At 66.6% G+C, this 10,263-nt stretch carries 15 protein-coding genes and 1 pseudogene; 10 read left to right on the forward strand and 6 right to left on the reverse strand.

What is annotated here, in order from left to right; translation table 11 throughout:
- The first annotated feature begins 320 nt into the window (after window positions 1-320).
- The 4 genes from FG99_RS30530 (at window position 321) to FG99_RS32590 (ending at window position 4,501) form a co-directional block, all read left to right on the forward strand.
- Complete coding sequence (locus tag FG99_RS30530; RefSeq protein WP_043274027.1) at window positions 321-1,421, forward strand: DUF3182 family protein; 1,101 nt, start codon at window positions 321-323, stop codon at window positions 1,419-1,421.
- Entirely contained in the window at window positions 1,418-2,173 is a 756-nt protein-coding gene (locus tag FG99_RS30535) for an alpha/beta hydrolase family protein (RefSeq protein ID WP_043274028.1), read from the forward strand. Before FG99_RS30530 ends, FG99_RS30535 begins: the two co-directional genes overlap by 4 nt.
- Window positions 2,174-2,259: 86 nt before the next feature.
- Complete coding sequence (locus FG99_RS30540; protein WP_043274029.1) at window positions 2,260-4,230, forward strand: hybrid sensor histidine kinase/response regulator; 1,971 nt, start codon at window positions 2,260-2,262, stop codon at window positions 4,228-4,230.
- A gap of 52 nt (window positions 4,231-4,282) precedes the next feature.
- A complete protein-coding gene (locus FG99_RS32590) occupies window positions 4,283-4,501 on the forward strand; it encodes a hypothetical protein (RefSeq protein ID WP_009619840.1) in 219 nt (72 codons plus the stop codon).
- On the opposite strand, the gene FG99_RS30545 is transcribed toward FG99_RS32590, so the two are convergent.
- Complete coding sequence (locus FG99_RS30545; RefSeq protein ID WP_256205150.1) at window positions 4,495-5,034, reverse strand: Yip1 family protein; 540 nt, start codon at window positions 5,032-5,034, stop codon at window positions 4,495-4,497. The two genes, FG99_RS32590 and FG99_RS30545, sit on opposite strands and share 7 nt — an antisense overlap.
- Before the next feature lie 30 nt (window positions 5,035-5,064).
- Window positions 5,065-5,418: a hypothetical protein gene (locus tag FG99_RS30550; protein ID WP_043274030.1), complete on the reverse strand. Its 354-nt coding sequence runs from the start codon at window positions 5,416-5,418 to the stop codon at window positions 5,065-5,067.
- Between the two features lie 192 nt (window positions 5,419-5,610).
- Between FG99_RS30550 and FG99_RS30555 the strand changes: the two genes are divergently transcribed.
- Entirely contained in the window at window positions 5,611-5,835 is a 225-nt protein-coding gene (locus tag FG99_RS30555) for a PLD nuclease N-terminal domain-containing protein (RefSeq protein WP_009619843.1), read from the forward strand.
- A 19-nt stretch (window positions 5,836-5,854) separates the two neighbouring features.
- On the opposite strand, the gene FG99_RS30560 is transcribed toward FG99_RS30555, so the two are convergent.
- A complete protein-coding gene (locus FG99_RS30560) occupies window positions 5,855-6,088 on the reverse strand; it encodes a hypothetical protein (RefSeq protein ID WP_176707202.1) in 234 nt (77 codons plus the stop codon).
- Window positions 6,089-6,507: 419 nt separating this feature from the next.
- Between FG99_RS30560 and FG99_RS33040 the strand changes: the two are divergent.
- A pseudogene (locus tag FG99_RS33040) lies at window positions 6,508-6,704 on the forward strand (thiamine pyrophosphate-binding protein); the annotation flags it as partial.
- Between the two features lie 20 nt (window positions 6,705-6,724).
- Here FG99_RS33040 and FG99_RS30565 read toward each other — a convergent pair.
- The 3 genes from FG99_RS30565 to FG99_RS30575 form a co-directional block, all read right to left on the reverse strand.
- On the reverse strand, window positions 6,725-6,997 hold the full coding sequence (locus tag FG99_RS30565; RefSeq protein ID WP_009619846.1) for a hypothetical protein: 273 nt from the start codon (window positions 6,995-6,997) through the stop codon (window positions 6,725-6,727).
- 433 nt (window positions 6,998-7,430) lie between these two features.
- A complete protein-coding gene (locus FG99_RS30570) occupies window positions 7,431-7,736 on the reverse strand; it encodes a YgaP-like transmembrane domain (RefSeq protein WP_043274033.1) in 306 nt (101 codons plus the stop codon).
- Between the two features lie 30 nt (window positions 7,737-7,766).
- The gene (locus tag FG99_RS30575) at window positions 7,767-8,324 is read right to left on the reverse strand and encodes a type 1 glutamine amidotransferase domain-containing protein (RefSeq protein ID WP_043274035.1); all 558 of its coding nucleotides are present in this window, start codon (window positions 8,322-8,324) and stop codon (window positions 7,767-7,769) included.
- Between the two features lie 235 nt (window positions 8,325-8,559).
- Here FG99_RS30575 and FG99_RS30580 point away from each other — a divergent pair, with 235 nt between their 5' ends.
- The 4 genes from FG99_RS30580 to FG99_RS32675 all read left to right on the forward strand — a co-directional run.
- Window positions 8,560-8,979: a hypothetical protein gene (locus FG99_RS30580; protein ID WP_043274036.1), complete on the forward strand. Its 420-nt coding sequence runs from the start codon at window positions 8,560-8,562 to the stop codon at window positions 8,977-8,979.
- A 176-nt stretch (window positions 8,980-9,155) separates the two neighbouring features.
- Window positions 9,156-9,410: a type II toxin-antitoxin system Phd/YefM family antitoxin gene (locus tag FG99_RS30585; protein WP_206779269.1), complete on the forward strand. Its 255-nt coding sequence runs from the start codon at window positions 9,156-9,158 to the stop codon at window positions 9,408-9,410.
- 3 nt (window positions 9,411-9,413) lie between these two features.
- Window positions 9,414-9,800 (forward strand): type II toxin-antitoxin system VapC family toxin, encoded by a 387-nt coding sequence (locus FG99_RS30590; RefSeq protein WP_043274037.1) that lies wholly within the window; start codon window positions 9,414-9,416, stop codon window positions 9,798-9,800.
- 179 nt (window positions 9,801-9,979) lie between these two features.
- Window positions 9,980-10,263: hypothetical protein (locus FG99_RS32675; protein WP_218187156.1), on the forward strand; the 284-nt coding region annotated here is incomplete at its 3' end.

The raw sequence follows: 10,263 nt of genomic DNA on the forward strand, positions 1-10,263 counted from the left end.
CTCTCGGCACGGACGGCCCCCTCTCCCGCTTGCGGGAGAGGGCTGGGGTGAGGGTGCTCTTGATCCCCGGCACCTATCTCCGCGGCAAACACACCCGTAGGATGGGTTGAGCGAAGCGATACCCATCACCATGACCGCATGGGTTTCGCAGGCTCAACCCATCCTACGAAAAGCGCCTCGGCGCGGCCTGCAAGACATCTGGCGTATCTGCGCTTCGCGGTCCTGGTCCATCGTCCTGTCCTCGCTTCATCGGGCGTGTAGAACCACTGACTGCGGGCACAGTCGAGTGTTCATGTGCCACGCACGAAGGGAGCGGCCGCATGATCCACGCCGAGAACCGCCGTATCGTCATCGCCACCTCGCCGCAGGCCGAACCGGCGCCCGAGGATGCCTGCAGCAACCGCGAACTGGCTCGCTGGCTGGCGGAAATCCAGGGGCTGGAGTTCTTCGACGGCCCGCCCGCGGAACGCGACCCGCAGCGCCACTACTACTGGGTGCCCAGCGAGACCCTGGTGGGCCGCGAGCAGGCCCGCCAGTTGGGCGTGCAGGGGCCGCTGGACCTGTTCGGCGGCTACGTCGAGCAGGCCCACCAGGCCGGCAAGGCCATCGTCCACCCGCTGATCGAGCAGGCCGCGTTGACGCCCAAGGGCTGGGCGGCCGGTTTCGCCGAGCGGGTGGCGCCGGTGGTGCTGGACGGCCACAGCGCGTTCTGCCGCCAGGACGCCTGGCGCTGCGCCAGCGCGCGCCTGCCGCGGGGGCCGCAGCGGCTCAAGCCGGCCGGCGCGCGCGGCGGCCTGGGGCAGCGGGTGGTGGCCGATGCGGATGAACTGGAGGCCGCGCTGGCGGGCTACGACGAGGCGGACTACCTGGCCGGCCTGGCCATCGAGGACGACCTCGGCGAGGTGCGCACCCACAGCGTCGGCCAGGCCCAGGTCAGCGGCGTGCTGCTGTCCTACCACGGCTTCCAGCAGCAGAACCGCAACGCCCGCGGCGAGCTGGTCTACGGCGGCTCCGACCTGCTGGTGGTGCGCGGCGGCTTCGACGCCCTGCTGGGGCTGGACCTGGCCGCCGAGGTGCGCCTGGCCATCCAGCAGGGCCGGGCCTTCGACCGGGCCGCCAGCCAGTGCCTGCCGCATTTCTTCGCCTCGCGGCGCAACTACGACGTCGCCCAGGGCATCGATGCCGCCGGCCGCGCGCGCAGCGGCGTGCTGGAGCAGTCCTGGCGCGTCGGCGGCGCCAGCGGCGCGGAACTGGCCGCGTTGCAGGCCTTCGTAGCCGATCCGGCGTTGCAGGCGGTGCGTGCTTCGTCCTTCGAGATATTCGAGGACAAGGCGCTGCCGGCCAATGCCCGGGTGATCTACCGCGGCCCCGACCGGCGTGGCGACTTCCTGTTGAAATACGCCATGGTGGAGGACCTATGACGCCTTATGACGAGCGCGTCGACATCGATGTCGACTCCCTGCGCCTGCAGGGCAACTTCCTCAGCCCGCGCACCCACGTGCCCGGCGTGCTCTTCGTGCACGGCTGGGGCGGCAGCCAGCAGCGCGACCTCAAGCGCGCCCGCGGCATCGCCGGCCTGGGCTGCGTGTGCCTGACCTTCGACCTGCGCGGGCACGGCGCCGAGGAGCGCCAGCGCGAGTGGATCAGCCGCGAGCACAACCTGCGCGACCTGCTGGCCGCCTACGACCGCCTGGCCGCGCACCCGCAGATCGACCCCGAGGCCATTGCCGTGGTCGGCACCAGCTATGGCGGCTACCTCGCCTGCATCCTCACCGAGCTGCGCCGCATCCGCTGGCTGGCCCTGCGGGTGCCGGCGCTGTACCGCGACGAGGACTGGGACCGGCCCAAGCGCGAGCTGCCCCGCGACGACCTGATGGCGTACCGCTCCAGCCGCGTGCCGGCGGCGAGCAACCGCGCCCTGCGCGCCTGCGCCGCCTTCACCGGCGACGTGCTGCTGGTGCAGTCGGAGCACGACGACTTCATCCCCCGCGCCACCATCCTCAGCTACCGCGCCGCCTTCCAGCAGACCCATTCGCTGACGCACCGGATGATCGACGAGGCCGATCACGCCCTGAGCACCGAGCTGGCCCAGGACGCCTATACCGACATCCTGGTGCGCTGGATCACCGAGATGGTGGTGGGCGAGCGCGCCAACCGCCTGGTGCTGGGCTGACGCACGCCGGGGTGCTCCTTTGGGCGGCCAGGGAGGTGCGCCCGGCGAAGCTGTGCTTTGCTGAAGCGATTCGGTGGAGGAACGCCATGTCAGGAACGATCGCCAGCAATGCGCAACTGGTGGAGGACGCCCGCTATCGGTTGCTGATGGAGGCAGTGACGGACTACGCCATCTACATGCTCGACCCCAACGGCCTGGTCGGCAGCTGGAGTTCCGGGGCGCAGCGGCTCAAGGGCTACGAGGCGCGCGAGATCATCGGCCGGCATTTCTCCTGTTTCTACCTGCCCGCCGACCGCGAGGCCGGGCTGCCCGAGCGGGCGCTGGCCACCGCGGCGCGCGAGGGCCGCTATGAAAGCGAGGGCTGGCGGCTGCACCGCGACGGCTCGACCTTCTGGGCCCACGTGGTGATGGACGCGGTGCGCGACGACAGCGGCGAGCTGCTGGGCTACGTGAAGATCACCCGCGACCGCACCGCCCAGCACGAGACCGAGCAGGCGCTGCGGCGCAGCGAGGAGCAGTTCCGCCTGCTGGTCAACGGCGTGTCCGACTACGCGCTGTACATGCTCGAACCCGACGGCCGGGTGGCCAGCTGGAACTCCGGGGCGCAGCGGATCAAGGGCTACCGCCCGGAGGAGATCGTCGGCCGGCACTTCTCCTGCTTCTACACCGTCGAGGATTGCAACGACGGCGTGCCCGAACGCAGCCTGAACATCGCCCTGGCCGAGGGGCGCTACGAGGAGGAGAGGCTGCAGGTGCGCAAGGACGGCAGCCGCTTCTGGGCCAACCTGGTGATCGACCCGGTCCACGACGAGGCCGGCACCCTGCTGGGCTTCGCCAAGATCACCCGCGACATCACCGACAAGCGCTACGCCCAGGAGGAACTGGAGCGGGCCCGCAACGAGCTGGTCCAGTCGCAGAAGATGGAGTCCCTGGGCCAGCTCACCGGCGGCGTCGCCCACGACTTCAACAACCTGCTCACGGTGATCATCGGTGGCCTGCAGTTGCTGCACCGGCACCTGCCGGCCGACGCCGAGCGCGTCCAGGACATCTGGCGCAACGCCCTGGAGGCCACCCGCCGCGGCGCCCAGCTGACCCAGCGGATGCTCGCCTTCGCCCGCAAGCAGCGGCTGTTCCCGCAGCCGATCGAGCTGCCGACGCTGCTGCAGGACATGAGCGAGCTGCTGCTCAGCTCGCTGGGGCCGACCATCACTATCGAAACGCGCTTCCCGCTGCACCTGAACCGGGTGATGAGCGACCAGAACCAGCTGGAACTGTCGATCATCAACCTGGCGACCAACGCCCGCGACGCCATGCCCCAGGGCGGCGCCATCACCATCTCGGCGCGCAACGAGACGCTGCTGGACGGCCAGCGCACCAACCTGGCCGGCGGCGACTACGTGTGCCTGGCGGTCTCCGACACCGGCCAGGGCATGGACGCCGAGACCCTGCGCCGGGCGGCGGAGCCTTTCTACACCACCAAGGCCACCGGCAAGGGCACCGGCCTGGGGTTGTCCATCGTCCACGGCCTTGCCCAGCAGCAGGGCGGCGCACTGATATTGCACAGCGCGCCGGGGCAGGGCACCACCGCGGAAATCTGGCTGCCGGCGGTGCTTCCGGCGACGGACGGCGAAGCGGACGACGCCGAGGACACGGCGGCCCAGGCGGCGCTGCCGGAAACGGTGGAACTGCGTGTGCTCATCGTCGACGACGACCCGCTGGTGCTGACCGGCACCGCGGCCATGCTGCTGGAGCTGGGCTGCGAAGTGCGCCGCGCCGACTCCTCGCAGCACGCCCTGGAGCTGCTGGAGAAGGAAGGCGATGCGTTCGACCTGCTGCTGACCGACTACGCCATGCCCGACCTGGACGGCATGCAGTTGATCCAGCGCGCCCGGCAGACGCACCCGGCGCTGTGCTGCGTGTTGATGAGCGGCTATTCGGCGCGCCTGGAGGGCTGCCCCGCGTCGCTGCGGCGCCTGGCCAAGCCCTTCGACCGCGAGCAGTTGCTGGCGCTGCTGGTGGAGGTGCAGGCCGAGGCCGGAAAAACCGAACCAAACTGAGGCGCCGCGTCCAAAGCAAGGGTGACAGCCACCCTTGCCCAGGAGGTACGCCATGGCCCCGTTCACCGAACTCCAGCGGCCCCAGCCCGAGCAGCCGCCGACGCTGCCCGAGCGGGAAAGCCAGGTGCCCGAGGACTTCCCCGAGGAGGTGCCCATGCAGCAGCCCCCGGAGGAGCCGCTGCCGCCTCCGGGCTCACTGCTCCAGGTATTCGCCGCTGCCGGCCATGCTCTGCCCCCAGAGTTCGAGGAAGGCGAAGGCCGTGGTCAGTAGCGCCAGGAAGCCGAAGCCAAGGATGCAGCCGGCATAGAACACCGCCTTGCGCTGGCGCAGGTGCATGAACACCGGCAGCCCGCTGAAAACAGCAGGAAGGCCGAGCAGGCCGTGGCCAGCGCGGCGGCGAGCAGCATCAGCCAGCGCGAGGGCACCAGCGCCACCACCCCGGCCAGCATCAGCGGCACGGCGATGGTGGTGGTGAAGGCCATGCTGCGGCCGATGTCCGGCCGGCTCTCGGTGCGGAACAGCACCCAGCGCACCAGGTAGGCCATGATCACCACCCCGCAGAGAAAGCCCAGGTAGCACCACAGCGCCAGCAACGCGCCGCTGCTGGCGCTCAGGTATTGCGTCTGGTCGTTGCCCGGCAGTCGCCAGCCCACCTGGGTGGTGCCGATGAACAGGCAGATCGCCGGGATCAGCGGCAGGGCCAGCCACAGCGGCACGAAGGCCCGCGGGTGACGGTCGACGCTGGCGCTGAGGTCGCCCCAGGCGTGTTTCGGTTGGGTCAGCAGGGTCGTGAACGGGATCATCGATGAGCCTCCTTCCGTTGCGCCGGGCCGTCAGCGGGAATGCTTGGTGTCGGCGTCCGGCAGTTCGCTTTCCAGCAGCGAGCCGGGGTCTTCGTTGCCCGGGTCGTTGATGCCCGGATCGCTGATGCCGCCGTTGGGCGGCGGGGTGGTTTCCTGCAGGGGGATGTCCATCGGCAGGACGGCGGCGCCGGAGACCTCCCTGAGCCGCGGCAGCAGTTCGTCGCGGAAGCGTTGCTGCTGCTCCTCGGACAGCGCGGCGAAACCGTGCTCGAGGATGTAGCGGGCGAGGATCTCCTCGCGGCTGTCCGGTTCCAGGCTGCCCTGGGCGAACAACTGCCGCAGCGCGGCGGTGAATGCGGCGTCCCGATGGTCGTTCCAACCCATGTGCCGGTCCTCCTGTAGGTCGATGGCTGGCCGCCGGCATGACCCCGGCGGTCTCTCGGAGGACTGGAGGGCGGCGGCCATGTTCAGCCACCGGGACGAACGGTACGCCGCCGCGGCGCCGGTCCAGGCGATGGAACCTTGGCCGCGCGGGCCGGCCCACCGCAGACATCGACTGTGCCGAGGAGGTGCGCCATGACCCCGTTCGTCTCCCTGATGCTGATCGCCGTGGCGGTGATCATCGTGCTGCTGGACCTGTGGGCCATCGTCAGCGTGTTCCGCAGCGACAAGGGCGTGAACGCCAAGGCCCTGTGGGCGCTGCTGATCGCCATCTTCCCGGTGGTTGGCCTGGCCATCTGGGGCATCGCCGGGCCGCGCGGCATGGCGCAGCCGCCGGGCTCGGCGGAGCACGGCGAGTGAGCGGCCGGGCAGGGCAGGTTCAGTCGGGCAGCAGCGGGTTGCGCGTGTTCTTCAACCGCTCGACCTGTTCGGCCGGGGTGCCGATCAGCAGGTGGGCGAACAGCCAGGGCTCGATGCCCATGGCGCGGGCGTGGATGCACAGCTCGGCCCAGCCTTTGCGCAGGCGGTAGGCCTGTGCGTCTTCGTTTTCCTCGAGGCGGGACAGTTCGATCTCCCGGGCCAGGGCAGGAACGCGGCGAAGAAACTCCGCCACGGCAGCCTGCCGCTGCGCGGAGTTCAATAGGATTTGCATGAGGAGGGGAGGAAAAGCCTGGTGAAGGGAAAGGCCCCCGAGAACATCCAGGGAAATATGTAGCAGAAGACCTGAAAAAGTACGCCTGTAAGTGCGGTGGCTCAAGCGAAAAAGGCCATCAGTTGAAATTATGGATACGACGTTGCGCGCAAATTTCGAGCAATTCGCTGTATGCCGCGGATTCACTGGGCGCGAAGAAGCGATAGCATCATTTGGATATCAGCATGATGCGGTCATCGGCCGGCAATCGTTCATGCAATATGCGGGAATCGGCTTTATCGGTTCGATTTTTCAATGTCGATTGCGCCACCTGCCAGGCTCTGCCTGAATAGTTATTGCGAACTCCCCTTGATATGCACGCCCCAGGGACGGGGTGCTTTTTTCAAGCATCCATTCACGCCCTTGCCGATGCATTTCGGCGCATTGCTGAGGTCGGTGTCTGCCTGGCCAGCGCCATCCACCTGCTCAACGGACTGTACGACGCGCGCAGGAGCACCAGCCGGTGCTGGCCATCGTCGGCCAGCAGGCGGTGACCTCCTTGGGCAGCGATTACCAGCAGCAGGTTGAACAGGCTTCTTCGGGACCGGAGAAGCGGCTTCAGCGGAAGGTCATATGTCTGCGCAACGCCTTGAGTCTTTCCAATTCTTCGCTCGGCGTGCCGAGCAACATATGGGCGAACAACCAGGGCTCCAGCCCCGAATGCTTGGCTTGCGCGCAAAGTTCGCCCCAGCCCTTCCTGAGTCGATAGGAGTCCAGATCCTCGTCGCTTGCGAGTTGTGAAAGTTCTATCTCTCTGGCCAGGGTGGGCACCAGGCGCAGAAAGACGTTGACCGCCTCTTGTTGCTGTTGCGGGGAGAGCAATCTTTCCATCGGGCGACTTCACGATATGGGGTTGGATTTCTGCAAGACGCCGACAGGTTGCGGAAGGGAAAACTAAGGTAAGCCCCGGGCTGTTTCAAGGCGGAAAACCGACGTGAAGAAATTTTGAATATAACCTTGGTGAGGTTTTTTAAAGTTGCCGGTTATAAGCAGGAAGGTTGCCGATGGCAGCGCCGCGATAGCCAGTGGATATCAGGCGAATTACACGGATTACGTGGCAAAATGCACGCCTTATCAGGAGCTTGTGAAGGGTTTCAACAGTATTTTCAATGAATGTGGAAGCGCCCTGGGCTTGTACCTAGAATCACTTCGGTTCCTTTGTTCAGATGCCTCGCTTCAGGGATGAAGCTTCTTTTTCCCCACTCTGATTGCACCCGGCGCAGCCGTTCGACCGCGCCGGGACGCCGCTCATTTGCGCGCCCCTTCAGGGCGAGATGGGGTCGCTGGCCGGAAAGGTTTCCTCCAGGGCGTTGTCCACGCGCTTTTCCTGGCTTTCGCGAGCCGGCCCAGGGATGACGCCAGGCGCAGCCTCGGCATGCCCGTACCCGTGGCCGAGCAGCGCCGCCTTGACCCGACAATGGCCGGTCAGGCCGCGCTTGACCATCAGCGCCGAGGCGCCCACTTCCAGCCAGCCCTGCAGGCCGCCGCGACGAAAACCGTTGCGCATCCCGGCCAGGCCCAGGGCCACCGAGAACAGCCGCTCCCAGCGGCCCAGATTCTGTGCACTCATCTGTTGTCCCTCTGTCTGTCTGGATGGACCTCAGGCCGCCAGGGCCTGGCCGATGGCCTCGTTGAAGGCCGGCAGGTCGTTGGGGTTGCGCGAGGTGATCAGCGTCCAGCCCTGGGCCGGGCAGACCTTGACCTGCGCGTCCACCCACTCGGCCCCGGCATTGGCCAGGTCGGTGCGCACGCTGGAATAGGAGGTCAGCGTCTTGCCGGAGACCACGCCGGCATCGATCAGCAGCCAGGGGCCATGGCAGATCGCCGCGACCGTCTTGCCGGCCTCGGCGAACTCGCGGACCAGGCGCTGCGCATCGGCATCCTGGCGCAGGGTGTCGGCATTGACCGTGCCGCCGGGTATCACCAGGGCGTCGTAGTCCGCGGCGCTCAGGCCCTGGAGCCGGGCATCGGAATTCACCGTCACGTCCTTCTCGCTGTCCTTGAGCCAGGTCTGGGCTTCGCCGCCCTGGATGCTGGCATGGCTGACGCTGGCGCCCTGATCCTTCAGGGCCTGCAGCGGGCGCAGCAGTTCGTCGCGCTCGATGCCGGCGTTGGCGGTGATGATCAGGACTTTCTTGCCTTGCAGGTTCGCACTCATGATCGGGCTCCTTCGCTGAAGCGCCACGCGGGCGCAGTGGCCGGCCACGCCTCGCGGCGCGGCACTCACCAGGCTTTGGAAGCCGTGGCGGCGGCGAGTTCGAAAGAATTGCCCAACGGAACAGCGCGCCGCTGCTCGGTGCGTTCGAACCCATGGCGGGCCGGGCAGTCGCAACAGGCAGGGCCGGCGCGAAACACCGGCAAGCCAACGAAAAGAACAGCGCGGGAGACATGCCATGAGCTACGACTGGGACCTGATCGAACAACTGCTGCTGCACGCCCAGCAATGCGCCGACGAACCCTACAAGGCCCGCGAGTACGGCGAGGAGGTGGCCGAGGAACGCCTGGCCCAGGGCGAGCCGCTGGGCGGCAGCGTCGACCACATCAAGCGCGTGGCCGGCGACCTGGAGGGCGTGCTGTTCGACGGCGGCTTCATCCAGGACCGGCCGCGAGACCATGGCGGCACCGGCAACAATTTCGAGCTGACCGAGCGTGGCGTGCGCCTGCTGACGCTGATCGGCCGCAGCTTCCCGGAGCACCTGGTGTTCCGCCGGCTGCTCGACGAGCAGGGCGAGGAGGCGCTGAGCGCGGAAACCTTCGACGCCCTGGCCGCAAGCGCCGCGCGGGACCGAATCGACGACAAGCCGATGATCTGAGGCGAGGTGCAGCGATAGACATTGGTCTGGTGATCGGCCGGCTGATATGAAGATCGCTTGCAAAACCAACGAGGGCTAACCAATCTGGTCCAGTTGGTTGAGTTGGATGGACTAACTTAGTCGATCCGGTAGGTATAACCCGTAAAACCCCAAAGCCCGTCGGATCGGAGAGGGCCATGATGAACATCAACCACTTAGAGATCGTGAATATCCACGATGCCAAGACGAACTTGTCCAAGCTCGTCGATCAGGCAAGCAAAGGTGCTGCATTCGTCATCGCCAGAGCCGGCAAGCCGCTGGTGAAGGTAACTGCGATCTCCGATGAGCCTGTAAAGCGCATCGGTATGCTGGAGGGGCAGATCGTCGTCCCCGATGACATTGATTCGCCGTTCGCTGCCGACATCGAGGCGATGTTCTACGGCAAGAGCTGATCAATGCGGATTCTTCTCGACACGCACATACTGCTGTGGACAGCTGCCAACTCGCCCTCCCTCCCGGCAACTGCCCGCAACATGATCGACACTCCGTCAAGCCAACTGTTCTTCAGCGCCGCAAGCATTTGGGAAATCTCGATCAAAAACTCGCTAGGCAAGCCTGACTTCCAGGTCGACCCAAGCCTTCTGTACGCAGCGCTGATGGGCGCCGGTTATCAGGAACTGCCAATTCTCAACGCCCATACGATCGGTGTCGGTGTGCTTCCACATCACCACAGCGACCCGTTCGACCGGCTCCTGGTAGCCCAAGCTATCGCCGAAGGCATGCTCCTGGTGACGCACGATTCCGCCATCGCGCAGTATCCCGGGCCAATCAGAAAGCTGTAATTCCCACTAGAGTGATCGATCATGAACGGGCCGCGCGGAAAGTCTCCTGCGCGGGCCGGCATCGGCCGGCGAGGGAGGGCGCTTCGATCTGGAGACGGGGGCGCGGTCGTTGGGCGGCACTTGAGGCTCAGGTGTGTTGCGGAGGCCGACAACTCGAGATCGTCCTCGCTGGCGAGGATGTGCGCGAAGACCTTGGTCTGCGGGGAAAAGTGCTCACCGAAGTCATCGCCGCCAATGTCCACTGGCATTTGCAAGTCACTGAAAAAAGGGCCGAAAGGCCCTTTTTTCGTTCCAGCGAAAACTACTGGAAACCACCCCGCCCAGCCCTCCCTTCCGCCGAGCCCCGGACAGAAAAGACCGCCGGGTTGCCCCGGGCGGTCTTTTCAATTGGCGGTCTCGCCCATGCGCAAGCCGCAGCTGGACGCGCGACCCGGGCGGAATCGATCGGCTCGCGCGGCCCCCG

The organism is Pseudomonas sp. AAC, assembly GCF_000725445.1.
GTDB classification, from domain to species: Bacteria; Pseudomonadota; Gammaproteobacteria; order Pseudomonadales; family Pseudomonadaceae; genus Pseudomonas; species Pseudomonas citronellolis.

What these genes read in the sequence shown, in the direction of transcription:
- FG99_RS30570 (WP_043274033.1), bottom strand. Translation starts at nt 7,736, where the DNA reads ATGAGTGCACAGAATCTGGGCCGCTGGGAGCGGCTGTTCTCGGTGGCC.
- FG99_RS32590 (WP_009619840.1), top strand. Translation starts at nt 4,283, where the DNA reads ATGGCCCCGTTCACCGAACTCCAGCGGCCCCAGCCCGAGCAGCCGCCG.
- FG99_RS30555 (WP_009619843.1), top strand. Translation starts at nt 5,611, where the DNA reads ATGACCCCGTTCGTCTCCCTGATGCTGATCGCCGTGGCGGTGATCATC.
- FG99_RS30575 (WP_043274035.1), bottom strand. Translation starts at nt 8,324, where the DNA reads ATGAGTGCGAACCTGCAAGGCAAGAAAGTCCTGATCATCACCGCCAAC.
- FG99_RS30540 (WP_043274029.1), top strand. Translation starts at nt 2,260, where the DNA reads ATGTCAGGAACGATCGCCAGCAATGCGCAACTGGTGGAGGACGCCCGC.
- FG99_RS30535 (WP_043274028.1), top strand. Translation starts at nt 1,418, where the DNA reads ATGACGCCTTATGACGAGCGCGTCGACATCGATGTCGACTCCCTGCGC.
- FG99_RS30550 (WP_043274030.1), bottom strand. Translation starts at nt 5,418, where the DNA reads ATGGGTTGGAACGACCATCGGGACGCCGCATTCACCGCCGCGCTGCGG.
- FG99_RS30530 (WP_043274027.1), top strand. Translation starts at nt 321, where the DNA reads ATGATCCACGCCGAGAACCGCCGTATCGTCATCGCCACCTCGCCGCAG.
- FG99_RS30580 (WP_043274036.1), top strand. Translation starts at nt 8,560, where the DNA reads ATGAGCTACGACTGGGACCTGATCGAACAACTGCTGCTGCACGCCCAG.
- FG99_RS30590 (WP_043274037.1), top strand. Translation starts at nt 9,414, where the DNA reads ATGCGGATTCTTCTCGACACGCACATACTGCTGTGGACAGCTGCCAAC.
- FG99_RS30585 (WP_206779269.1), top strand. Translation starts at nt 9,156, where the DNA reads ATGATGAACATCAACCACTTAGAGATCGTGAATATCCACGATGCCAAG.
- FG99_RS30545 (WP_256205150.1), bottom strand. Translation starts at nt 5,034, where the DNA reads ATGATCCCGTTCACGACCCTGCTGACCCAACCGAAACACGCCTGGGGC.
- FG99_RS30565 (WP_009619846.1), bottom strand. Translation starts at nt 6,997, where the DNA reads ATGGAAAGATTGCTCTCCCCGCAACAGCAACAAGAGGCGGTCAACGTC.